The 25,587-nt window shown below is 39.7% G+C and carries 23 protein-coding genes and 1 tRNA gene; 12 read left to right on the top strand and 12 right to left on the bottom strand.

Going from position 1 to position 25,587, the window contains the following annotated elements; genetic code table 11:
• Positions 1-17: 17 nt before the first annotated feature.
• The 3 genes from minD (at position 18) to F903_RS14305 (ending at position 1,515) form a co-directional block, all read left to right on the top strand.
• On the top strand, positions 18-830 hold the full coding sequence (gene minD, locus F903_RS14295) for a septum site-determining protein MinD (RefSeq protein WP_004670121.1): 813 nt from the start codon (positions 18-20) through the stop codon (positions 828-830).
• A gap of 2 nt (positions 831-832) precedes the next feature.
• Positions 833-1,105, top strand: a complete 273-nt coding sequence (gene minE / locus F903_RS14300) for a cell division topological specificity factor MinE (RefSeq protein ID WP_004670120.1) — start codon at positions 833-835, stop codon at positions 1,103-1,105.
• A 122-nt stretch (positions 1,106-1,227) separates the two neighbouring features.
• Positions 1,228-1,515 (top strand): PA4642 family protein, encoded by a 288-nt coding sequence (locus tag F903_RS14305; RefSeq protein WP_004670118.1) that lies wholly within the window; start codon positions 1,228-1,230, stop codon positions 1,513-1,515.
• 37 nt (positions 1,516-1,552) lie between these two features.
• On the opposite strand, the gene rhtC is transcribed toward F903_RS14305, so the two are convergent.
• Positions 1,553-2,170 carry a threonine export protein RhtC gene (rhtC, locus tag F903_RS14310; protein WP_005198066.1) on the bottom strand — a complete coding sequence of 206 codons (618 nt, stop codon included), beginning with the start codon at positions 2,168-2,170 and terminating at the stop codon, positions 1,553-1,555.
• Between the two features lie 126 nt (positions 2,171-2,296).
• Entirely contained in the window at positions 2,297-5,338 is a 3,042-nt protein-coding gene (locus F903_RS14315) for a DNA translocase FtsK (RefSeq protein ID WP_005198068.1), read from the bottom strand.
• A gap of 302 nt (positions 5,339-5,640) precedes the next feature.
• Between F903_RS14315 and trxB the strand changes: the two genes are divergently transcribed.
• The 4 genes from trxB (at position 5,641) to F903_RS14335 (ending at position 9,921) form a co-directional block, all read left to right on the top strand.
• Positions 5,641-6,591, top strand: coding sequence for a thioredoxin-disulfide reductase (gene trxB / locus F903_RS14320; RefSeq protein ID WP_005198070.1), 951 nt, complete (start codon positions 5,641-5,643; stop codon positions 6,589-6,591).
• A gap of 110 nt (positions 6,592-6,701) precedes the next feature.
• A complete protein-coding gene (locus tag F903_RS14325; protein ID WP_005198072.1) occupies positions 6,702-8,258 on the top strand; it encodes a methyltransferase regulatory domain-containing protein in 1,557 nt (518 codons plus the stop codon).
• A gap of 87 nt (positions 8,259-8,345) precedes the next feature.
• Positions 8,346-9,077 (top strand): leucyl/phenylalanyl-tRNA--protein transferase, encoded by a 732-nt coding sequence (aat, locus tag F903_RS14330; protein ID WP_034595088.1) that lies wholly within the window; start codon positions 8,346-8,348, stop codon positions 9,075-9,077.
• 28 nt (positions 9,078-9,105) lie between these two features.
• On the top strand, positions 9,106-9,921 hold the full coding sequence (locus F903_RS14335) for an arginyltransferase (protein WP_005198076.1): 816 nt from the start codon (positions 9,106-9,108) through the stop codon (positions 9,919-9,921).
• Between the two features lie 3 nt (positions 9,922-9,924).
• Here F903_RS14335 and rimI read toward each other — a convergent pair whose 3' ends face one another.
• The 8 genes from rimI to F903_RS14375 all read right to left on the bottom strand — a co-directional run bounded on the left by rimI (position 9,925) and on the right by F903_RS14375 (position 19,010).
• A complete protein-coding gene (gene rimI / locus F903_RS14340; protein WP_212749525.1) occupies positions 9,925-10,383 on the bottom strand; it encodes a ribosomal protein S18-alanine N-acetyltransferase in 459 nt (152 codons plus the stop codon).
• A gap of 93 nt (positions 10,384-10,476) precedes the next feature.
• Entirely contained in the window at positions 10,477-11,361 is an 885-nt protein-coding gene (locus F903_RS14345) for a metal-dependent hydrolase (protein WP_005198079.1), read from the bottom strand.
• Positions 11,362-11,659: 298 nt separating this feature from the next.
• Positions 11,660-12,541 carry a metal-dependent hydrolase gene (locus tag F903_RS14350; protein WP_005198080.1) on the bottom strand — a complete coding sequence of 294 codons (882 nt, stop codon included), beginning with the start codon at positions 12,539-12,541 and terminating at the stop codon, positions 11,660-11,662.
• 344 nt (positions 12,542-12,885) lie between these two features.
• Positions 12,886-14,076, bottom strand: coding sequence for an elongation factor Tu (gene tuf / locus F903_RS14355; RefSeq protein WP_005198081.1), 1,191 nt, complete (start codon positions 14,074-14,076; stop codon positions 12,886-12,888).
• Between the two features lie 92 nt (positions 14,077-14,168).
• The gene (fusA, locus tag F903_RS14360; RefSeq protein ID WP_005198082.1) at positions 14,169-16,307 is read right to left on the bottom strand and encodes an elongation factor G; all 2,139 of its coding nucleotides are present in this window, start codon (positions 16,305-16,307) and stop codon (positions 14,169-14,171) included.
• Between the two features lie 178 nt (positions 16,308-16,485).
• Positions 16,486-16,956, bottom strand: a complete 471-nt coding sequence (gene rpsG / locus F903_RS14365) for a 30S ribosomal protein S7 (RefSeq protein ID WP_004638185.1) — start codon at positions 16,954-16,956, stop codon at positions 16,486-16,488.
• Between the two features lie 160 nt (positions 16,957-17,116).
• Positions 17,117-17,491: a 30S ribosomal protein S12 gene (rpsL, locus tag F903_RS14370; RefSeq protein WP_004648013.1), complete on the bottom strand. Its 375-nt coding sequence runs from the start codon at positions 17,489-17,491 to the stop codon at positions 17,117-17,119.
• Between the two features lie 169 nt (positions 17,492-17,660).
• Positions 17,661-19,010: an EcsC family protein gene (locus F903_RS14375; protein ID WP_005198083.1), complete on the bottom strand. Its 1,350-nt coding sequence runs from the start codon at positions 19,008-19,010 to the stop codon at positions 17,661-17,663.
• 290 nt (positions 19,011-19,300) lie between these two features.
• Here F903_RS14375 and F903_RS14380 point away from each other — a divergent pair, with 290 nt between their 5' ends.
• The 3 genes from F903_RS14380 (at position 19,301) to F903_RS14390 (ending at position 21,615) form a co-directional block, all read left to right on the top strand.
• Positions 19,301-20,530 (top strand): beta-ketoacyl-ACP synthase II, encoded by a 1,230-nt coding sequence (locus F903_RS14380; RefSeq protein ID WP_005198084.1) that lies wholly within the window; start codon positions 19,301-19,303, stop codon positions 20,528-20,530.
• Positions 20,531-20,562: 32 nt separating this feature from the next.
• Entirely contained in the window at positions 20,563-21,015 is a 453-nt protein-coding gene (locus F903_RS14385; protein WP_004670082.1) for a CopD family protein, read from the top strand.
• A gap of 75 nt (positions 21,016-21,090) precedes the next feature.
• Positions 21,091-21,615: a hypothetical protein gene (locus tag F903_RS14390; RefSeq protein ID WP_005198085.1), complete on the top strand. Its 525-nt coding sequence runs from the start codon at positions 21,091-21,093 to the stop codon at positions 21,613-21,615.
• Positions 21,616-21,670: 55 nt separating this feature from the next.
• Here F903_RS14390 and F903_RS16730 read toward each other — a convergent pair whose 3' ends face one another.
• Complete coding sequence (locus tag F903_RS16730) at positions 21,671-21,835, bottom strand: hypothetical protein (protein WP_005198086.1); 165 nt, start codon at positions 21,833-21,835, stop codon at positions 21,671-21,673.
• 869 nt (positions 21,836-22,704) lie between these two features.
• Here F903_RS16730 and F903_RS14395 point away from each other — a divergent pair.
• Positions 22,705-24,330: an NAD+ synthase gene (locus F903_RS14395; RefSeq protein WP_004670072.1), complete on the top strand. Its 1,626-nt coding sequence runs from the start codon at positions 22,705-22,707 to the stop codon at positions 24,328-24,330.
• Complete coding sequence (locus F903_RS14400) at positions 24,323-25,354, top strand: hypothetical protein (protein ID WP_005198099.1); 1,032 nt, start codon at positions 24,323-24,325, stop codon at positions 25,352-25,354. Before F903_RS14395 ends, F903_RS14400 begins: the two co-directional genes overlap by 8 nt.
• Positions 25,355-25,469: 115 nt before the next feature.
• On the opposite strand, the gene F903_RS14405 is transcribed toward F903_RS14400, so the two are convergent.
• A tRNA-Met gene (locus tag F903_RS14405) sits at positions 25,470-25,546 on the bottom strand.
• Positions 25,547-25,587: the final 41 nt, after the last annotated feature.

Here is a 25,587-nt window from a genome sequence, read left to right on the forward strand (position 1 = left end):
AAATAGGAGTGGATTCGGTGGCCAAAATTGTTGTCGTAACGTCAGGCAAAGGTGGTGTAGGTAAAACTACGACCAGCGCATCTTTTGCAACAGGATTAGCCCAACGTGGTCATAAAACTGTTGTGATCGATTTCGATGTAGGTTTACGTAATCTTGACTTAATCATGGGCTGCGAACGCCGCGTCGTCTATGACTTTGTTAATGTCATCAATAATGAGGCTCGCTTACAACAAGCACTCATCCGTGATAAAGAAATTGAAAACCTATACATATTACCTGCTTCACAAACCCGTGATAAAGATGCCTTAAGTGATGAAGGTGTTGCACGTGTGATTGATGAATTGTCACAAGAGTTTGATTACATCATTTGTGACTCACCAGCAGGGATCGAGCGTGGTGCAATTTTAGCGATGTATCATGCTGATGAAGCAATCATTGTCACAAACCCAGAAATTTCTTCTGTTCGTGACTCAGACCGTATCATCGGTATGTTGGATAGCAAAACTAAAAAAGTTGAGCAAAACGAAGGCCGTATCCGTAAGCACTTGTGTATCACACGTTTCAATCCAGAACGTGCAGATAGACAAGAAATGCTGACGATTGATGACATTTCTAAAGATATTTTACGTGTTCCGACTTTGGGTGTTATTCCTGAGTGTCCGAGCGTACTTCAAGCATCGAACGAAGGTAAGCCTGTTATTCTTTATACAGAAGAAAAAGCTGGTCAAGCCTATGATGATTTAGTGGCTCGTTTTCTTGGTGAAGAACGTCCTTATCGACACATTGTGGTACAGCCAAGAGGTTGGTTAGCTAGACTATTTGGAGCGTAATGATGGCAGGATTCTGGAGTAAACTATTTAGCAGTGATGAAAAGTCATCAAGTGCACAAACTGCCAAAGATCGTCTAAAGGTGATTGTTGCATCTGAACAAGGCTTAGGTCGTCGTTTAAGCCAAGACAAAATTGACCAAATGAAAAAAGAAATCATGCAGGTCGTCAGTCGTTACGTTCGAGGTGTGGATGAACAGCATATTCAAATGCAAGTTCGTTCAGAGGCAAATATCGAAATGTTAGAAATGAATATCAATTTACCTGAAGATCGATAGTAGTTTTTTCATTAGCGATTTTTTGTAAATAAAGGCAAAATACCTTGCTGCTGAGCAAAGCGTTGCTTTGCAAATCCAGCCTCGTATTTTGCCTTTATTATTTTAAGACTGAGGAGACTGTCATGGCATTATCACAGCCAGCAACTTTCAATGAAGAATGGTCAGATGAGCGTGTTTTTGCCTACCTCAACCAACTTCCACCAACAGGTGTCAATGCTGACTTTCATGTCCTCTATCATGCATTTAAACACATGCGTCCAAATGACTATGAGCGATTGATTACTCAGTTTTTGGCTGATGGCCGTGACTTGAATGCAACCAATCCTGAAGGATTACGCATCCATGACGTAATTGCACAATTTCCACGCCAAAAAGATGGTTTCTTAGAAGTCTTAGCAAAGTTTGCTTAATAAAAAAGCCTGCATGATGCAGGCTTTTTTTAAATATTTATCGACTTCCGATTAAATACACACCCAACAAAGTAAAAATCCCACCTGAAACACCATCAATCCATTTTGCAAAGTTTTGATACGCTGTGCGAAATGCAGGTAGAGAAAATACAAATGCGACCAAAGTAAACCATAACGCAGTTTCTACTGAAACAATAATAAACAACAATGAATGATGCTGATCAAATAAAGGATTGGTTAAAAACAGAGAAAATACACTACCAAAATAGATGATTGCTTTTGGATTAGACAAATTTGTTAGCAATCCTTTCATAAAAAATAAATAAGGTGATTGAGGTAAGACAATCGGATTTACCGTCTGATCCCCTTTAGAGAAAGCAGAGCGAAGCATCTGGAAGCCAAGCCAACACAAATATAAGCCGCCCGCGATCAACAGCCCTTGTTTAAGCCAAGCCATTTTCTCAAAAATGATATTGAGCCCCATCAACGCCAATAGTGACCAAAGCATTGCACCAATGCAAATACCCAAAACGACCAATACGGCCTCTTTACGCGAACGACTGATTGCCGTTTGCGAGACCAAAAAGAAATCTGGTCCGGGTGTAATTAATGCACAAAAATGAATGAAGATTAGCGTACTCAATGCAACTAACATAGCTCACCCTAGCAATGGGACTCCAAAGCGTAAGCTTAAATAAAAAATGTGATTATTACTATATAAAATTAAGCAAATATAAAAAGAAAGCCTCTAAATAAAGGCTTTATTATTAGATTTTTCTCGTTAAACGAGAATATCTCGTTTGCCATTTGCCCCCATCGCACTGACGATACCATTTTCTTCCATTTGGTCAATAATACGGGCAGCTCGGTTATAACCTAAACTAAATTTGCGCTGTAATGAAGAAGTTGAGGCTTTGCGTGTTTCCAAAACAAAAGCAACACACTGATCATAAAGCGCATCACGATTTGGATCACCATCACCATCTTCAAAACCACGTGAAGACGGTTCCTCATCAAAAGGCGTCAAGATTTCATCAACATAGTTCGGTTCACCACGCTCACGCCATGCATCACAAATGCGATTGACTTCGTCATCACTAATAAATGCACCATGAACACGCTCAGGCTCAATTTTACCCGGCCCTAAGAACAACATATCACCATGACCAAGCAAGTCCTCTGCCCCGCCCGCATCCAAGATCGTACGCGAGTCAATCTTACTGTTTACACGTAATGCCACACGGGTTGGGATATTGGCTTTAATCAAACCCGTAATCACATCTACAGATGGACGTTGCGTTGCAAGCAGCAAATGGATACCTGCCGCACGAGATTTTTGTGCTAAACGCGTAATCATTTCTTCCGCTTTTTTACCGACCTGCATAATCATGTCAGCAAACTCATCCGCAACAATGACGATCGAAGGTAACGGCGTCAAACGTGCTGCACGTTCTTGTGTTGCTGAGTCACTTGGTTTCCACGTTGGATCGATTAAATCCTCACCATTTGCAATCGCTTCTTCGACTTTACGATTGTAGTCACTGAGTTTACGAATTTTAAGAAATGACATCAGTTTATAACGACGTTCCATTTCATTTACACACCAATTTAATGCACTTACTGCATCTTTCATATCGGTTACAACAGGCGTTAATAAGTGAGGAATATCATTATAATTGGCTAATTCTAGCTGTTTTGGATCAATTAAAATAAAACGCAATTGATCAGGCGTATATTTCAGCAACATCGACAAAATCATCGAGTTGACCGCAACTGATTTACCTGAACCTGTCGTTCCCGCGACCAACATGTGTGGTGCTTTACCCAAATCTGCAATAACAGGATTACCTGAAATGTCTTTACCCATCGCCATAGAAAGAATGCTATTTGGATCGGTAAAAGCAGGAATGGTCAATAACTCAATCAGACGCACCATTTCACGCGTGCTGTTCGGAACTTCAATACCAATATAAGGTTTGCCCGGAATGACTTCTACAACCCGCACAGATGCCATCGACATTGAGCGCGCTAAGTCCCGCGAAATATTAGTCACTTTAGATGCTTTAACGCCTGGTGCAAGATCCAATTCAAAACGCGTGACCACAGGTCCTGGTTGAGCTTCAACCACCTGTGCTTTTACATTGAATTCCTGTAGCTTAATTTCTAATAATTCAGAAAGTCGTGCCAATTGTTCCGCAGTAAAATTCACCTTTTTGTTAGGATCAACCTTATCCAGCAACTCTAAGCCCGGTAAAGTCGGCAAGTCACGACGTTTCTGCGCAACCTGCATCGCACGTGACATTGGACGCCCAAATGTATCCGTTAATGGCGCATCCAAATCAAAATCATCTTCTAAATCTAAATCTGTTTCAGCTTTTCCAGCCGTTTCTTGCCATGCTTCAATAAATGCTTCTTTGGATAACTTTTCTTTTTGCATCTCAGCGGTGGTACTTACAGCAGCAAGTTGTACATGAGGGTTACTGCTTGTTGGCGTGGTTATTTTGTCTTGCTCACTTTCAACTAAAAGATCATTAAAATGATCGAAATCATCCTGTGCATCTAGATGTGTATTTTTGGCAGGCGATGTTTGGGAATAAAGATTTTTTGTTGGCGTTGATTCACTTAGGGGCGAATCAAAATCAATATCCATGTCCACCGTATGATGTGCATTTTGTTGCAGCTCTGGCGTAAATGGTGTGTGTAAATCCGTCGCTGTCTTGGTATTCGGAACTGCAGCCAATAACTCATCAAAAATTTGATCATCATTCCAGTCTAAATGGCGATGATTGCTTTTCTGAATCTCTGGTTCTGACTGCGATGGCTGTGGCGCTGTAGAAGAGTTTTCATCATCAGCAGCTCTTAAGAGCGCATCAATTTCTTGTTTATGATTCGCATCATCACTTTGTAGCGCGCGCCATACCTCACCTGTTTGAACGAGGCGTTGGCTTTCAGTTTCAAACTGATGTGCGCGTTGTAAGGTTTGCTCAAAGTCTTCGGTTTGCGGCGTTTGTTGTGGTTGATTACCTTGTTGCTCTCGCGCAACGACATCAGCAAACAACTTTTCAGCCAAAATCTGATGATGTGAATCATCCATTTTTGTTGCTTTGGCTTGAACATCATCTACCGTTGCGCTAGTTAACGTTGCTTGCTGTACATCCGATTCAGTCTGTACTGGTACTTTATTTTTTATTGCAGGTATTTCTGATTCCGCCAATTGCTCAGTACGGTCATAAGCAGACTCATTCTGCGGCACATTTCTATAGAATAAATCCTGTAAATAGGCAGGTGTCTTTTTCAACATCAACCATGTTTTATTCCATTGAATACCGAAAGCTAAAGTAATCAATAAAATACTAAATGCCAGTAAAAACAATGTCGCACCATAAATGGTCAAAAGGTGAGACAAGCTTTGCCCTAACTCATAACCAATGATGCCACCTGCTGCATTATCCAGCGTATCCGCAGGCGTATTCCAGTGTAAATACAATAAACTAGAGACCGATAAGATCAAAAAGAATTGTGCTGCATAGCGAAAAGGTAAATTTAGAAAGCTTCTTGGCCACCAAACCTGTACTGCCTCTATAAATAAAAATAAAGGAATAAGTAAGCTCGCCCAGCCCAAGAAACCAAATAATAAATCTGCGATCCAAGCGCCAGCGACCCCACTTGCATTTGAAACATGCTGGGTATCACTAGAGATATGCATCCAACCCGGATCAAAAGGTGTGTAGGTCACTGTGGCAAGAAATAAATAAATGCCAAAAGAAATTAAAAATAATGTCATTAAAAAGCGTTGTGCATAAACACTTGACACCGCAGCCATATACAATCCTGTAACCCAATTCGTTATTTGTTGGTATCTTTTAAGGTCTAACTTACCTTAATCAATAAGTTTTATATTATGCACGCGTTCTAAAAAAAAAGATGCACGATTGTTTACTGTTGTTGTTAACATCGAAGGGCGATTCACATTTTCGACACGTAATTTTGAAATAATCAATTCCTCAAACATGATATAGCCTATTTCGATTGAACTTATCAATATTATCCACATGGTTTTGCCCCCAATCTTGTGTGGATTCACGTATAATTTTAGCATTTTCAATATAAGAAGGATGTTCTTTAATGAGCGCTCGTCACTCACGATTAATTATTCTGGGTTCTGGTCCTGCAGGTTACAGCGCAGCAGTTTATGCTGCACGTGCCAACCTCAAACCGACACTCATCGCCGGTATACAACTAGGCGGTCAATTGACCACGACCACTGAAGTCGATAACTGGCCGGGTGACCCTGAAGGATTGACTGGTCCAGTCCTTATGGATCGTATGCAAGCTCATGCAGAACGTTTCGGTACAGAACTCGTCTACGATCATATTAATGAAGTTGACCTCAAAACTCGCCCATTCGTATTAAAGGGCGATATGGCTGAATACACATGTGATGCGCTTATCATTGCAACAGGTGCGACTGCACAGTACTTAGGTCTTGAATCTGAAGCTGCATTTATGGGACAAGGTGTTAGTGCTTGTGCAACCTGTGATGGTTTCTTCTATAAGAACCAAAATGTCATGGTTGTAGGCGGTGGTAATACTGCGGTAGAAGAAGCGCTTTATCTTTCAAATATTGCTGCACATGTCACTTTAGTCCATCGTCGTGACAGCTTACGTTCAGAAAAGATTTTACAAGATCATCTTTTTGCTAAAGAAAAAGAAGGCAAAATCAGTATCATTTGGAATCATCAAGTCGATGAAGTTCTCGGTGATAAAACAGGTGTAACTTCTGTTCGTATCAAATCAACGCAAGACTCAAGCACTCAAGACGTTCAAGTCCAAGGTCTATTTGTTGCGATTGGTCATAAACCGAATACCAGTATGTTTGACGGTCAACTTAACCTACGCGATGGCTACATCCAAGTGCAAAGTGGTACTTCTGGCAATGCAACAGCAGCTTCTATTGAAGGTGTTTTTGCTGCTGGTGATGTCGCGGATAGTATTTATCGTCAAGCGATTACTTCGGCTGGATCAGGCTGTATGGCTGCTTTAGATGCTGAGAAGTATTTAGACAATTCGAACTAATTTACAATTTATGAAAAGACCACCAAATTTTTGGTGGTTTTTTTTATAAATCATTCATACAATCAAAAACATGAATACTTTTTAAACAAAATTTAATAATGGATGCATGAATGACAACAACATGGACTAACGGCTATCAAACAGAAGTAAATTATACCTATGGTTATTATCGTGACTTGAGCCCGAATTTTCAAAAATTCTGCTTACTGCTCAATGGCATCGAAAGTCCTGACTTTCAAGATAACCAAACCCATTGTGAACTTGGTTTTGGACAAGGCGTTAGTATCAACATTCACGCCACAAGTAATGAAGCTAAATTTTACGGTACCGACTTTAATCCTGCCCACGCTGCACATGCTAATCAATTAGCAGAACAAAGCCATATTGAGCATTTTTTTTATGATGATAGCTTTGAGGAGCTACTAAATCGCGATGATTTACCAATGTTTAACTCGATCAGTTTGCACGGTATATGGAGCTGGATTAGCTATGAAAATCAACATATTATTTTAAAATTCATTCGAAAATTTCTAAAACCGAATGGTATTGTATATATCAGCTATAACTGCGTCACTGGTTGGGCTGCAAACATGCCAATCCGTGAGCTATTTCATAGTCATTTCAAATTTAATAGTAAAAGTACCAACCCAATTCAAAAGGTGAATGAAGCACTAAATTTTAGTGATGAGTTACTCAAACAAAACCCTGTTTTTGCTCAGCGTAATCCAAACGCCACACAAAAAGTTGCAGACTTAAAACAACAAAACCCCAACTATTTGATTCATGAATATCTAAACCAAGATTGGCAATGTTTTTCATTTCAACAGATTGTCCGCATTCTTGATGAAATCAAACTGTCTTATGCTGGTTCTACTGATTTAGGTTCTCATCTTGATAATATTAACTTTTCTGAAGAACATCAAAAGTTTTTAGATGCAATTGAACATCCAATCTTCAAAGAGCAATGCCGAGACTATTTTGCAAATACACAGTTTAGGAGAGACTTATTCATTCGTGGAAAGAACAATTTAACTCCACTACAAGTCCAAGAAAAATTACGCAAGACCGCTTTTGTGTTACTTACGGCTAAAGAACAATTACCAACAAGTATCAATGGTCTATTAGGTACATTCAATTTAATTGAAGAAATTTATCAACCTATTGCTAATCGATTTGCTGAGGATAATTATCAACCATTAACAATCGCGGAGTTTGAACAAAGTTTTCCAGAACTAAACTACGCAAAGATTTTAAATGCATTAGTAATTTTATGTCATCTCGGTTTGGCACAACCTTGTCAAAATCTTAAACCACAAGAGAAAACGGTTAAACACTGCCATGATTTAAACCATCACATCCTGAAACAAGCCAGTTTTCATCAAAACTATAATGTCTTAGTCAGCCCACTTACTGGTATCGGCATTCCAACAGAACACTTCCATCAGCTATTCTATCGTGCACATTTTATTGATGGATTAGAAACAGCAAGTGATTTTGCGATTTATGTCCAAAATGTTATCAGTCAACTTGGATGGCTAGTTTTAGATACAGATGGCAATACCGTGGCTGATAAAACTCAGAGCCTTGAGATCATAAAGGGCAAAGCGCAAATCTTTATTGATAGTAAAAAAATTGAAATCGCGAAACAACTTCGTTTATTTAATTAGCCTGTCAATGGAATGGTGATCGTTCAACGATTGCCATTCTGTTTCAGTTCAGTTAGTTTAGAATCATTCCTATTAACTTTTCCTGATATGCAACAACTCCCCTTATCTCAATACAATTTTCCAAATCCAATAGAAGCAGATCCTGACGGCCATGGATTTATCTGTATTGGCGCGGATCTATCCCCTTCCACTTTATTCGAAGCGTATACCCACGGCTTATTTCCTTGGTTCAATGAAGATGAACCGATATGCTGGTGGAGTCCCGAACCTCGCTGCATTATCGAACCGCGATCATACAAGCCAAGCAAATCCTTAATCCGTAATATGAAAAAGCATGATTATCGGATTACCATTAACCATGCTTTTGAAGAGGTCATGCGCTCTTGTTCAATGCCACGTAGCTATACCAATGAAACATGGATTAGCGAAGATATTATTCAAGGCTATTGCGCTTTATTCAAAGCGGGCTATGCTTATAGTGTTGAGGTCTGGCATCACCAGCAACTTGTAGGTGGCTTGTATGGCGTCAGCATTGGTAAAGGCTGTTTTGGTGAGTCGATGTTCAGCACTGAAACCGATGTATCAAAAATGGCATTTTATACCCTGATGCTGATCGGACAAGAAAATCAATTAGCTTGGGTGGATTGCCAATTGGTCAATGAACACCTCATCAGCTTAGGCGCACGTACACTTTCTCGCCAAATATATCTAAAATCGTTACAAGATGTAATTATTGCCCCCCCTATCAATTGGAAAAGCTATCAAGAACGTGTATTTTCAAGTAAAACAATAGCACTTAATGCAAAATTAGACGGTTAACGGACGAACACCTTGGAGGGACAGATTCATGAAATCATACCAACCCAAGTCCCTTTTAAATGACTTACAGTATTACATCACGCCACCACATGATTGTAGCTACCTAGATAGCAAATCAGCTCGAATGGTGTTTTTAGACCCGATTCACCGTATAGATGTGGTGACATTGTCGGAACTTTCTCGCGTCGGTTTTCGACGTAGTGGTGATTTTGTTTATCGCCCTGAGTGCCATTTGTGTCGCCAATGTTTATCTTGTCGCGTACCTATTCAAGAATTTCAAATGAATAGTAGCCAGAAAAAGGCATGGAAACGTAACCAAGATTTAAAAATGAATATTTTGCCCACTTCTCAAGCGACGCAACAACATTACGATTTATACGAACGCTATATCAATGAACGCCATGCAGATGGCGATATGTATCCAGCAAACCTTGACCAGTTTGAAAAATTCCTTGTGCATAGCTGTACCGAAAGTTTCTTTCTGGAGCTATGGAAAGATCAAAAACTAATTGGGGTTTCAACCTGTGATCTCATGGATGATGGGCTATCTGCCGTTTATACTTTCTTTGATCCAGATGAACAACGTCGTTCTTTGGGCGTCTTTGCAATTCTCAAACAAATCGAATATGTCCGTAGTCTAAACCTTGAATACCTCTATCTGGGTTACTGGGTTCCCCACTCACAAAAAATGAATTACAAATCGCAATATACGCCACTCGAATTATTGCTTGATGGACAATGGCGTAGGCTCAATCGTCCACTCTCCAATAATGAAATACAGCAACTTGGAGATTCATTAATGAGTACACTTCCATCCGAATGGAATAATTTAATTATTAAATAGCGTTTATTTAAATAGCGCTGCAAAATCATCAGTGCATGTTCTGACCATGATCACAGCATGCTCTCTTGAACCATCACCATTTGGATAATAGTTTTTGCGTAAATCGATTTGATGGAATTGCGCTTTTTCATATAAACGAATCGCTGCGCGATTACTTTCTCGCACTTCTAAAAAAATCTGAATCGGATTATTTTTTAATTGCTCGATTGAATAATCAAGTAATGCATAGCCCAATCCCTTCCCTTGCTGACTTGGATGAATCGCCATCAGTAATAAATTTGCTTCGTCCAACACAGGCTGTAAGATACAAAAGCCTACCACCTGATTGGCTTGTTCATAAACAGTACATTGGTGAGATACTAAAGATTCTTGGAACTGCTGTTTAGACCATGGATGTGTCTGAACTAAGCGCTCAATCGCAGCAACATGATCCACGTCACTTTCTTGCATCAATCGGATCAAAATCTACTACTCTATAAATATGATAATGCGATTATCAGCAATTTTAGCCAAAATTTGAATAAAAAAATGGACAGTTTTCACTGTCCGTTGAAGTTAACTTGGATTGAAACCTAATTCAGTACGCCATTTATTTAATAGCTCAGTTGTATCATCATCATTCGGATGAAAGCGAGGTCTTAGGAAATCGAGTAATGTCGGAATCTGACGTGACATAAAGCCTTTGTAGCCATACATAAATTTGATCATATATTTAGTATCACGCCAAGTAAGCTTACCATCAGTTTTGAGTAGCTTCGCTGTAAAGTATGATTGCGTGATGAAGATCAATCCCATTGCAATCACAAGCGCCAATGAACGCATAAAATACGCTTTTGCACCTCGACCATACATTGTTTCATATACATCAAAAGCAACCGCCTTATGTTCGTTTTCCTCTACTGCATGCCACATCCAAAGGTGATACATCGTTTCATCTTGGAACATTGCCTGAATGTCTGGGTTGCTCAACAATTCTTCTGCAATCGTCGAAGTAAAATGCTCTAAGGCACACGTTCCTGTCAAACCAATCATTTCTTTGCTAAACCCAAAAGGTTTAAGCGCTTGTGAAATTATGCCGACTGTACGGTTAATCAAACGTCCAGTTTGTGCTTCCATTTCTCGCACATCGTAACCATAGGCTTGTGCAGCTGCATTAAAAGCCAAATGTTCTTTGGAATGCATCGCCTCTTGACCGATAAAAGCACTAATTTCTTTCTGTAATATAGGATCAGCTAATTTAGGATCATTTCTCACGGCACGAGTACTATTGACAAAGAATTGCTCACCTTCTGGGAAGAGTGCTGATAGTGCAGTCATAAAGTGAGTTAATGCTGCATCGCCATGTGCCCAGTAACGTGGTACTTCACCAAATTCAAAATCCATCCGGCGTACAGGGAAACTGGCACCAGCACGGTTTGAAATATTAACTTTAGCATTCATACCTTGTTCTCCTATAATGCAAATATTCTTTTTAATTACGCTCTATTTATTAGTTATACGCGCTTTTATATGCATTAAATAAGTGCAGATAAGGTCATTAAAGCATCATCTTAGGACATGAGGAGAAATAAAGCATCGCTTTATTTCGACGCAAGAGGAAAAATTAATTAAGTATTAATTTTTTCGACGCAAGGGAAATTTGTCGAATAAGAATAGAAAATCTAGTTTTCATGAAAAAAAAAGAAAGGACAATAAAATTGTCCTTTCTTAACATACAGTTAATAGCTGAATCTAGAAATCACAAACCTAGTTTTTCTTTCCAATCTTTGAGCAACTGTACAGTATCCAAGTCGTTCGGATGGAAGCCTGGTTTCAGATATGCCAGCATCTCACCAACCATTCCTGCAATAATCCCTTTTGATGGACTATAGCCATATTTATAAATCATACCCAATTCTTTTAGATTCAGTTTGCCATCTTGTTTAAGCAAGCGTAAGACAAATGATGATTGTGCTAAGAAAATAAAGACCATTGCCACCACTAATGCAGTGTTACGCAATGCATAGGCTTTGATGCCACGACCAAAAATTTCCTCATAAACATCATAGGCAACTGCTTTGTGTTCATTTTCTTCGACTGCATGCCAAAACCACATATATGACATAGTGTCATCTGTCATCAGTTCTTGAATGTGCGGATTACGCAATAGCTCAGAAGCAATCGTCGCAGTAAAGTGTTCCAATGCTGTCGTTGCAGTTAAATCAACCATTTCTTGTGTCATGCCAAATGGCTTAACCACTCTCGCAAAATTCTTACGTGTGAATTGAATCAGTTTCGCTGTACGTTTTTCCAAAGTTGTAACATCATGACCATATTTCTGTGCGGACTGATTAAAACCGACATGCTCTTGCGTATGCATGGCTTCTTGACCAATAAAAGCACTGATTTCTTTTTGTAATGCTTCATTGTCTTTAATCGCAGGATGATGACGTACTGCGCGAACAGAATCAATGAACAGCTTTTCACCATCTGGAAATAAGGCAGATAGAGCTGTCATAAAATGAGTTAAACCTGCTGAACCACTCATCCAATATTCAGGGACTTGGTCAAAGTCAAAGTTCATGCGACGTACAGGAAAACTTGCACCTGCACGATTTGAAATATTTACTTTAGCATTCATGCCGCCTACTCCTTTTAAGTGAAATCTCTCACTGAGTAATTTTGTTCATTTTCTTGAGTTTTATCTTACTGTTTTATTGGTATCAATTAAGTGCAGTTTAGGACAGCTAAGTATCAGTTTGGGACATGAGGAGGAAAAATTAATTAAGTATTAATTTTTCAGACGCAAGGGAAAATATCATTTATGGAATTATTTCACTATGAAAGAGAAATCAAGCATCGCTTTATTTCGACGCAAGAGGAAAAATTAATTAAGTATTAATTTTTCCGACGCAAGAAAATAAAGAGCCAACAATAGGCATAAAAAAACACCCCAGAGGGGTGTTTTTTTATTACTCTAGATGATTAGAGAGTTACTTTCGCAACAACACCAGCACCTACAGTACGACCACCTTCACGAATCGCAAAACGTAGACCTGGGTCCATTGCGATTGGGTGAATTAGTTCTACTGACATTTCAACGTTGTCACCTGGCATAACCATTTCAACGCCGTCTTGTAATTGGATTGCGCCAGTTACGTCAGTTGTACGGAAGTAGAACTGTGGACGGTAACCATTTAAGAATGGAGTATGACGACCACCTTCTTCTTTAGAAAGCACATATACTTCTGCGTCGAATTTAGTGTGCGGCTTGATTGTACCTGGCTTAGCAAGTACTTGACCACGTTGTACGTCTTCACGCTTAGTACCACGAAGAAGAACACCACAGTTCTCGCCAGCACGACCTTCGTCAAGCAATTTACGGAACATTTCAACGCCAGTTACAGTCGTCACAACAGTGTCACGAATACCAACGATTTCAACTGATTCGCCAACTTTAACGATACCAGATTCTACACGGCCAGTTACAACTGTACCACGACCAGAAATCGAGAATACATCTTCGATTGGCATTAGGAATGCTTTGTCGATTGCACGCTCTGGCTCTGGAATGTAAGAGTCAAGTGCAGCAACTAAGTCGATTACAGCTTGTTCGCCATAAGGACCATCGTTACCGTTTAATGCTTGAAGCGCTGAACCACGGATGATTGGAGTGTCATCACCTGGGAAGTCATAAGTAGAAAGAAGTTCACGAACTTCCATTTCTACTAATTCAAGTAATTCTTCATCATCAACAAGGTCACACTTGTTTAAGAATACGATGATGTACGGTACACCAACCTGACGTGAAAGTAGGATGTGTTCACGAGTTTGTGGCATAGGACCATCAGTCGCAGCACATACAAGGATCGCGCCGTCCATCTGAGCAGCACCAGTAATCATGTTTTTAACATAATCGGCGTGGCCCGGGCAGTCTACGTGAGCGTAGTGACGGATTGGAGAATCGTATTCTACGTGTGATGTATTAATGGTAATACCACGTGCTTTTTCTTCAGGAGCTGAGTCGATTTGTGAGTAATCTTTCGCTTCACCGCCGTAAGTTTTTGCACAAATAGTTGCAATCGCAGCAGTTAAAGTTGTTTTACCATGGTCAACGTGACCAATTGTACCCACGTTTACGTGTGGTTTATTACGTTCAAACTTGGCTTTAGCCATGATGATCTTCCTTTATAAACTGCTCATGAGGGTCACCCATGAGCACTTGGTTTTTAACTAAGTTTTAGTTGGGTAATATAATAATCGAAAGATTACTCGTCGTCACCTTTTTTACCGCCAGTCTGGAACTTAGCGATGATGCCTTCAGCCACGTTACGTGGAGTTTCAGCGTATTTAGCGAATTCCATAGAGTAAGTCGCACGACCTTGAGACATAGAACGCATTTGAGTTGCGTAACCAAACATCTCAGCAAGAGGAACTTCTGCTTTAATCGCTTTTGTTCCACCAGGAAGATCGTCCATACCTTGAACCATACCACGACGACGGTTTAAGTCACCCATGATATCGCCCATGTAGTCTTCTGGAGTTTCAACTTCAACTTTCATGATTGGTTCAAGAAGAATCGGATCTGCTTTCATGAAACCATCACGGAAAGCGTAAGAACCCGCCATTTTGAACGACAATTCATCAGAATCGACATCATGGTAAGAACCGTCGAATAATGTCGCTTTGATACCCACAACAGGGTAACCAGCCAATACACCATTCTTCATACGTTCTTGAATACCTTTATCAACTGCGCCGAAGAATTCTTTAGGTACTACACCACCAACAACTTCTTCAACGAATTGGTAATCTTTACCAGCTTCTTCAACATCAAGCGGTTCAAGACGGACATATACATGACCGAACTTACCTTTACCACCAGTTTGACGTACGAATTTACCTTCTTGCTCAACAGACTTTTTGATCGTTTCGCGGTAAGCAACCATTGGTTTACCAATGTTCGCTTCAACGTTAAATTCACGCTTCATACGATCAACAAGAATATCAAGGTGAAGCTCACCCATACCAGCAATGATCGTTTGACCAGATTCTTCATCTGTACGAACACGGAACGATGGATCTTCCTTAGCCAAACGACCTAAAGCAATTGACATTTTTTCTTGGTCAGCTTTAGTTTTTGGTTCAACAGCCAATGAAATTACTGGCTCTGGGAATTCCATACGCTCAAGTGTAATGATGTTTTTCTCATCACATAATGTATCACCGGTGGTCACGTCTTTAAGACCTACACACGCTGCGATATCACCTGCACGGATTTCATCAAGATCTTGACGTTCGTTCGCATGCATTTGCACGATACGACCGATACGTTCACGCTTAGATTTAACTGGGTTATAAACTGGATCACCTTGTTTAAGCACACCAGAATAAACACGTACGAATGTTAAGTTACCTACGAATTTGTCGTTCATGATTTTGAACGCAAGTGCAGAGAACGGTGCTTCGTCAGATGCTTCACGAATCGCTTTAGTTTCAGCTTTATCGTCAAGGATACCTTCGATTGGCTTAACTTCAGTCGGTGATGGTAAGAATTCAATAACAGCATCCAACATACGTTGAACACCTTTGTTTTTGAATGCAGTACCACAAAGCATAACTTGGATTTCACAAGCTAATGTACGAGCACGTAAACCTGCGATGACGTCTTCTCTAGAAAGCTCACCCTCTTCGAGGTACTTGTCCATTAACTCTTCTGAAGCTTCAGCAGCAGCTTCAACCATGTTAGTACGCCATTCATTAGCAGTATCAACTAAGTCAGCTGGGATCTCACCGTATTCAAACTGCATACCTTGAGACGCTTCATCCCAAATGATTGATTTCATTTCGATCAGGTCAACAACACCTGTGAATGTATCTTCAGCACCAATTGGTATAACGATTGGTACAGGATTACCGCCCAAACGTGTTTTAACTTGTTCAACCGCACGGAAGAAGTTTGCACCAGTACGGTCCATCTTGTTCACGAATGCTAAACGAGGCACTTTATATTTGTTCGCTTGACGCCATACAGTTTCAGACTGAGGCTGTACACCACCAACTGCACAGTAAACCATGCACGCACCGTCAAGAACACGCATAGAACGTTCAACTTCAATCGTGAAGTCTACGTGTCCCGGGGTGTCAATTACATTAATACGGTGTTGTGGGAATTGTTTACTCATGCCAGACCAGAAACAAGTCGTTGCAGCAGAAGTAATGGTAATACCACGCTCTTGCTCTTGTTCCATCCAGTCCATTGTTGCTGCACCGTCGTGTACTTCACCAATTTTGTGAGATACACCTGTGTAGAACAAAATACGTTCAGTTGTAGTTGTTTTACCTGCGTCAATGTGCGCAGAAATACCGATGTTACGGTAACGATTAATAGGGGTTTGGCGAGCCATGATGTCTTACATTCCTAAATGTTATATTTAAAACAGGGCGCATCAATGAAATTGATGCGCACGAATATTCAAGCAGGCAACTTAAATACCCGCAAAGCCTCCACTTTGATAGAGAGCGATGTTGAATCGAGCTACGGTATGCATGAATATTCTCCTGATTAGGGACTGTTTTATCCGTTTAGAAACGGTAGTGAGAGAAGGCTTTGTTGGCTTCAGCCATACGATGCACATCTTCACGTTTTTTGATCGCAGCACCTTTACCTTCAGCTGCATCAAGCAACTCACCAGCAAGACGTAAAGCCATCGTTTTTTCAGAACGCTTAGCAGCAGCATCTACTAACCAACGCATTGCTAGGGCAGTACGACGGGATGGGCGTACTTCCATAGGTACTTGATAAGTAGCACCACCAACACGGCGTGCTTTAACTTCGACCATAGGACGAACTTTCTCAAGAGTAGTCTCGAAAAATTCAACTGGATCTACTTTGTTTTTTTCTTGAACACGTTCTAAAGCACCGTAAACGATACCTTCAGCAACAGATTTTTTACCATCTTGCATTACGTGGTTCATGAATTTAGCGATTGTTTGGCTGCTAAATTTTGGATCTGGAAGGATCTCACGAGCAGCGACTACGCGACGTCTTGGCATTTTAATACACCTAATAATATGACACTTCAGGATAATCCAGCAGTTTGTACAAGTGTCATGTACTCTACGCTGGCCTTACTATACGTCGCTTGAATTACAAATCTATGAAGAATTCAAACAAGCGAAACGCTAAAGGATTGCTTGTGCGGGCTTCCTAGAATTACTTCTTAGGACGCTTCGTACCGTATTTAGAACGTGACTGGTTACGATCTTTAACGCCAGCACAGTCTAAAGAACCACGAACGGTATGGTAACGTACACCTGGTAAGTCTTTAACACGACCACCACGGATAAGAACAACACTGTGCTCTTGTAAGTTATGACCTTCACCACCGATGTAGCTAGATACTTCAAAACCTGAAGTCAAGCGAACACGGCAAACCTTACGCATTGCTGAGTTTGGTTTTTTAGGTGTAGTCGTGTAAACACGTGTACATACACCACGACGTTGTGGACAAGCCTTCAACGCAGGAACTTTTGATTTTTCAATCAAAGTTGTACGACCCTTACGGATCAACTGATTTGTTGTTGCCATTTGGCAATTCTCCCGTTATTAAACAACCTCAAAAAGAAAAACACCTCTTTTCAAGGGCACACAATTGTAAGCTAAGAAGTATAAATGGTCAACATTGCAATACACAGCAAATGTTGACCATTCTTAGAATTAAATCGTTTTTTGAGTTGATCAATACATCATCAAAAGTTTAACTATGTTTTGTTGAAGCAGGCTCTATATCAATGGTTTTTTTCTCACTCACAGCCTCTTGATCTTCATCCGCAAACAACTCATTTTGCTCTACTTTTAAAGCGGGTTGTTGTTCAGTATGCTCATGTTCAACAACATGTTGCTCAGCAAGTTGTTGGATACCATCCTCGACTTTTTCATCACTTTGAGTTTGCGTTCTCACATCTTCTTTGAATTGGACCGTGACATTGGTAATCACATTATTTTTCACATCATCCGATACAATCGCTTGATGTGAGTCAGCACTTGTAGCACCCAATCGCTTCGGATTCGTTTTTTTCAATAAGTCTTCAGCTTTATAATAGGCTTCTAATGGCGAAATATTCTCTGATGGATGTTCATTTAAATAGAAACGTGCTGCCCCAAAGACCGATTGAGATTTATGTCCAACATCTTCCAAAAACCGCCAACTATAAAAACCACCCAATGCAGCACCTGCAACTGGTGTTAATTTTCCGATCACAGAAACTTGTGGAATATGATTCAGCCAACCCCATTTAAATTGGCCATCTTCATCCACCAACCATTTTTTGACGAGCTCAATATCATTATTTGAACCCAATATTTGTTGAAACTGCTGTAAATCATGAGTTTCCAACATGGATTTAAGGGCTTTTAAAGCAAGCAACAATGTCTGTTTCTCAGCAACAATGCCTAAATCAATTTCTTTAAAAATAAAAGCAACAACGTCTTGATCAGTTTCTTCGGTTAAGTCAAACCCATGAGAGCGACCTGTTTGATAGATCGCTCTCAGTGCCAAAACAATTGAAGCAGGAATGTCGATCGCAGCACCCCATATACCCGTAGCACCTGTCACTAAACCCTGAGCTGCAGCCAATAGTTTATTTTGTTCAATCAATGCTTGGCTTAAACGTTGTGAACGCCCAGTATCATTGGTTAACTCAGCGATCGCGGTTACGCCAGCTTCTTCAAGGATTTTTTCAGTCATTGAGCTATTTGAACTAAATTCATTTAACCATTGAAATAAATAGTCTGAGACTTTTTCACTTAAATCAGGGGATATAAAAGTGGCCACATTATTGACTTTGGTGTAGTGACGACCCAACAGTTGGTGCGATAATTTGGGAAATTGTTGGCGCAACATCTGTTGCGGACTTTCATATTTCTCCACCTCAAACGAGCCCTTCAAACGTGCATTTCCTTCAATCACATTGGATGAATCAAGACCTGCTACACCAGAAGTCGTTGGGGCAACTTGTAATTTTTGCAATTCCGAACTGAGCTTTTTAGCCACTCCAAAGGCTTGTGCAAATAAACCCGAAGATGGTTTGTTTTTAGATTTTGTCATCAAGTACCTCTGTTCTATATTCTGTGCATTTCTAGGTAAATACTAGGTTGAATACAGATTTATCTCAATGTTTATCTGTATACTTTCATCGTGTTTCTGTTCAAGCTCACGGATCATTACGAATATTTACACAACTGAAAATAGACATAAAATTTGCCATAAGAAATAAAAAACCTTTCTGTTATCATGATGTCATTCACTCATAAGCCATTTTAATCATTATATTCTCCTCGTTATTGTTCATAGAGATGATAAACAAGGCTTAGTATTACCATAAAAGGGATCAGTAAATGAAACGTGTTGTAATCACTGGTATGGGCATCAACTCATGCATCGGTAACTCTTTAGAAGAGGTCACTCATTCGTTAAAAAATGGAATCTCTGGGACACGTTTTAACCCAACTTATGCCGAACTGAATTTTAAAAGCCATGTCAGCGCAGCCGCAGCGCAAGATTTTGATGGTATTGACCGTAAAGTAAAACGCTTTATGGGTGTTTGTGCGATGTATGCCTACAATGCGGCTGTTGCGGCTGTTGAACATGCAGGCTTAAAAGCAGAAGACTTAGGTGATAACCCACGTTATGGTATTGCAGGTGGTAGCGGCGGCGGTTCAACTGCTTCTGTTGTAGAAATGACTGAACTTTTAGAAACGAAAGGCGCACGTAAAGTAGGTCCGTTCTTCGTACCTCGCAACATGACAAATACCATTACCGCCAACGTTGGTGTTGCATTTAAACTTCAAGGCGTAGCTCACTCTATCGCAAGTGCTTGTGCAACATCTGCTGATGCAATCGGTTATGCATACAACCTCATTGCTTTAGGCAAACAAGATCTTATGCTTGCGGGTGGTGGTGAAGAAGATCACTGGTCACAAAGCTTACTGTTTGATGCAATGGGTGCTTTGTGTTCTAAATATAACGATACACCTGAAACTGCTTCACGTCCCTACTCTAAAGACCGCGATGGTTTCGTAATCGCAGGTGGCGGTGGTTTCGTAATTCTTGAATCTCTCGAACACGCTCAAGCACGTGGTGCAAAAATCTTAGCTGAAGTTGTGGGCTACGCAGCAAATAGCGATGGTGCAGACATGGTTGCGCCGAGTGGCGAAGGCGCAACTCGCTGTATATTGATGGCACTCGAAGAAGCGAAACAACACGGCGTTGAATCAATTGACTATGTAAATACACATGGTACTTCAACTCCTGCGGGCGACATTACCGAACTTAAAGCCATGGAGCGTGCATTTGGTGAGGGTAAAGTTCCACCTGTAAGCTCAACTAAATCGATGACTGGTCACAGCTTAGGTGCTGCTGGCGTTCACGAAGCAATCTACTCTGTTTTGATGTTACAAAATGACTTTATTGCACCGAACATCAATGTCACTGAGCTTGATGAAGGCGCGCAAGGTTTCGATATTGTACTTGAAAAACGTGATGCAAAACTGAATACTGTGATGAGTAACAGTTTTGGTTTTGGCGGCGTTAATGCCTGCCTTATTTTCAAGAAGTGGGATGCCTAAATCCCACGTGAAATACACACGTAGGATTATCGATGGATGCACCTTCTGATGCTTTCTTGTGGGTAAAAGCATTACATATAATTGCCGTGGTATGTTGGTTCGCTGCATTGTTCTATTTACCACGTCTTTATGTTTATCATGCCATGAGTGAAGATGCGATTAGTCACCAACGTTTTGAAGTCATGGAACGTAAGTTGTATCGCGGCATTATGTGGCCGTCTATGATTGCCACATTAGTGACTGCCCACTTTCTCGTTGAATGGGGCGATGCAACTCGACATTACCATGAAGCATTATGGTTTTATCTTAAAGTCGGCTTAGTCGGGCTATTGGTAATTTACCATTTTGTGTGCGGTTATTATCGCAAAAAGTTGATTGGCAACGCGCACTACAAATCGCATAAGTTTTGGCGCTTTTTCAATGAAATGCCAACGCTGCTTTTATTTGCTATCATCATTTTAGTTGTTGTAAAACCTCAGTTTTAACTGGGGTTTTTTCTTTAGACTCAATATTAAAAAACCTAGATAATTTTTAAACACCATTCACCTTAGATTCTCAAAATGTCCAAACTTTGGTATCGATTAACTCAAAAATTAAAAGCGAGATTCATTTCAAATTTGATTGTTTTTTTTAAAATAAATGAATTTGCTTATCGCGGACTCACTCAAGCTGAGATTGAGATGGCTCGCCCCGTCTTTGGCAATCTTATCGACTATTCACAAGTGAAAATCTTTAATATTCCCTACTTACCTTGGCAGCCCGTCAATATTTTCATTGCGCCGAACGGCAACCTATTTGTACACCAGCAGAATTATTGTCCAGATTATTCAATCTGCCCAATTCACCTAAAAGCAATTTTTATCCACGAACTTGCCCACATCTTGCAGCATCAGCAACATACCAATGTCATTTTTAAAGGGGCAATTTTACAATTGGGTTATTATTTAAGCTTTAAAAAATACAATCCCTATCACTACCAATTTATATCAGGCAAAGCTTTTAATGATTACAACATTGAACAACAAGGTGATATTGCTCGCGATATTTTTCTAAAGAAAATCCCTAATATTATTTTGGAAAAATAAAAAGCCCTGTCATTTTATCTACAGGGCTTTTTATTTAAGTAAATCGCAATCAGCTTTACGCAGCAGAACCTTTGCGAGTTTCAGATTTGAGTTCATGACTATCATCCATTTCAGTCGTAAAATCTACACGCATTGCATCTTTAACAATTGTACCAACACGTCCTATACCAATTGCTAATCCAAACGCAACGACAGGAAATAAAATTACTGGAACTATCATTAGGCTTACCTCTCTAATTTGATTTATAGGTGACAGCTAAAATCGTATTAATTCGATTTCGATTGATCTTGCTTTTGCAACATCACTGTTCCGACACGACCAACAACAATTGCTAAAGTTGCGGCCACCACTGGAAATAATATAATTGACATATTCGTCTCCTTAAAAATTAAACAAGATCAAACTTGTTGTTCTTTATATTGCAATAAAATCGTACCTAAACGTCCGACAACGATCGCTAGAACTGATGCAATGATAAGAAATAATATAATTGACATATGTGTTACCTCTCTTTTGTTTATTCACCACATGCTAGGATTTTCACCACAGTGTACATGTGTTCACATTAATTAGGATAATAGCAGTGCACGAATGTACACTCAAGTGTCGCAAAGAGATTACCGACGAACGGTATATAAAATAACTAAAAAAAACATAAGCTATTGAATAAAATGTAATAATAGTTTTAAAAGATCATTAATAAGAACCCATTAAACTCATTTTCTGATTATTTTTTATTTTTTAAATTCATTTAAAGCTGGCTTTTCTCGTCATTGATCTGTCATTTACACCTGAGAAAATGGTATGAAAAAACTCAGGTTGCATGATTAAAGCGATTCACAATCACAGCATAAGCACGAAAACACGCCAAAATACGAAAAACCACCTACACATCTTCGTATTTTATACAGAAAAACTTGTTATTTTTACGCAGTAAAATGTGCATTTAGTATATATTAGTCAACTTATGATTTCTCTTCTAGATATAGAATGTTTGGCGCCATGATATACACATGTTTTTAAAACTATACTTATATAAATCAAAAACTTGTATATCAGCATCAGTTAAGACTTAGGATTAGGTTTGAATGAAAAATTTTAAAATTGCCCTTGCTCAATTCTCTCCGCATATTGGCAATATTGACGCAAATACTCAAAAGATGGTTGAACAAGCTAATTTAGCGAAACAACAAAAGGCTGATTTAATCATCTTCCCTGAACTATCAACACTCGGTTACCCTGCCGAAGATTTGATAATTCGCCCAAATCTACAAAAACGTACCCAGAAAGCATTTGCTCAATTAAGTGAAGTCAAAGATATCGTTATGGTATTCGGTTTTGTAAATCAAACTGAAGATGGCCAGCGTTACAACTCTGCTGCAGTGATGAAGAATGGGCAGGTTTTAGGAATCTACAATAAACATAACTTGCCAAATTACGGTGTGTTTGATGAGCGTCGTTACTTCCAAGAAGGTCATCAACATCTAGTATTTGAATATCAAGGTCACAAATTTGGTGTGCTGATTTGCGAAGACGTATGGTCATTGAACACAGTAAAACAACTCAGCCAACTTAATGTAGAAACTGTACTCATCCTCAATGCTTCACCTTATGAAGTTGGCAAGCCACAGCATCGTATTCAAAGCTTGAATGAACTTGCAAAACAATTAAGCTTGAATATAGTGTATGTGAACCAAGTCGGCGGACAAGATGACTTAATTTTTGATGGTTCTAGTTTTGTAAGCAATAACAACGGGCAAGTTGCGCTACAAGCACCAAGTTTCCAAGAATCTGTTTATTTTGCAGAATATGATGCAGAACAAAAACAATTTAAAACCGCAGAAACAACACCAACTTTAGATACTTTTGCTGAGATTTATCAAGCACTGGTCATGGCAACCCGTGATTACGTTCAACGCTCAGGCTTCCCTGGTGTTATCTTAGGTCTGTCTGGCGGTATTGATTCAGCTTTGACACTTGCAATTGCTGTTGATGCAATTGGTGCTGATAAAGTACAAGCGGTGATGATGCCTTATACCTACACATCTCAAATGAGTGTAGAAGATGCGACAGAACAAGCGCGTCGCATGGGTGTGACATTTGGTATCGCTGAAATTCATCCGATCGTAAATAGCTTCATGCAAACCTTATTTCCATTCTTTGGCAATAGTCCTGCAGATGCCACTGAAGAGAACCTACAAGCGCGTACGCGTGGCACACTGTTGATGGGTCTCTCCAATAAATTTGGTAATTTGGTTCTCTCTACAGGTAACAAATCTGAAATCTCTGTCGGTTATTGTACGTTGTATGGCGATATGGTTGGTGGCTTCTCTGTACTGAAAGATGTCTACAAAACCATTGTATTTGAACTCGCAAAGTACCGTAATACACTGAGTGAAACACCTGTGATTCCTGAACGTGTGATCACTCGACCACCATCAGCAGAGTTACGTCCTGATCAAAAAGATCAAGACTCATTGCCAGCCTATGATGTACTTGATGCAATCTTATATGCTTATATAGAAGAAGATCTCAGCCAAGCAGACATTATCGCAAAAGGCTACCAAGCCGAAGTGGTAGAAAAAGTGATTCGCTTGGTCGATCGTAATGAATATAAACGTCGTCAAGGCGCAATTGGACCACGTATTAGTTCACGTGCTTTCAATCGCGAACGACGCTACCCTATCGTCAACGGATGGACCGCGAATGACTGAACAAATTGTTTCTGAAAAGTCACAATTACTTGCTCAAGCACTTTTGCTTGAGCAAGTTTCATTTTATAAAACTCAACTCACCACGCAACTTTCTGCTGATTTTTTTCAGCAATTCATTCAACTTTTTTTACAACACGCACCCAATATTCAACTCAAAGAAGTCATTGAGTTAGAACAAATCCAAGCCGTTGTTAAACGTTATGCGTTTGAGATGCAGTTAGGCGCAGGTTTATTAGAGTTTATTGGGGAAATCGCACAAAAACTTCATGTCTTTTCTTTGCAGTCATCAGCACAATTACAGGATGTATTTTCAGATCAACAATTTGAAATATGGCTGTCTAAATTTTTAGAACTTGAAAATATTCGCCATTACCTGAATCATTTCTTAAAAGAAAGCCCATCGATTCAACAGCTCTGCCAATACATCGCAACAACAACACTGCAAAATAAATTACCAAAACTATTTTCACAAACAGATGAAGAACGAATTTCTGACAGCAAATATGAATGGCAACAAAAACTAAAAATCTTTTCCCACCGTCAACAACAGCGTATCGAACATAAAATAGAAGAAAGTATTGCTCGCTTTATTCAAGAACAACTCGTCGATTTAAGCCTACTTTCAAATGATGATTTAGAAAGCCTTGCACGTAATATTTGGGATGACAACAAAGCCAAACCGCTATCAGAGTATACCAAGCAAGTCACCCCACTCGATGTCGAAGAATTCTTTGTCATGATCTACGAATATTGGAAAGAATTACGCCAATCCTCATTCCTTCAAGATCTTATTTTATATGGCGTAAAAGTCTTTTATGACTTTTATAAAGACGAAAGCTTAGAAGATGTTTTCACTGCAATTGGACTAGAAGAAAGCGACCTTCAAAATGAAGCTGTTCGTTTTTATCCAAAGGTTGTGGCGGCTTTAGATGAACACGGTGTTTTGGAACCGATCATTACCATGATTTTAAAACCTTTCTATGAAAATCCCCAGACTTTAGCCTGCATCGAAAAACACTTATAAAAAAATAATAGCCTGTCCATAAATGACTTATTGACGGGCTTTTTTAGTGCTCCAATTTATCATCCACATACAAATAACAGATAAAAAAAACCACGCAGGAGCGTGGTTTATAAAATGGTGGCTATGACGAGACTTGAACTTGTGACCCCCGCATTATGAGTGCGGTGCTCTAACCAACTGAGCTACATAGCCGTAAACTGTGAGCGCATTATCTAGGGTTCTACTAAGCAGGT

The organism is Acinetobacter sp. NIPH 298 (genome assembly GCF_000369505.1).
Taxonomy (GTDB): Bacteria; Pseudomonadota; Gammaproteobacteria; order Pseudomonadales; family Moraxellaceae; genus Acinetobacter.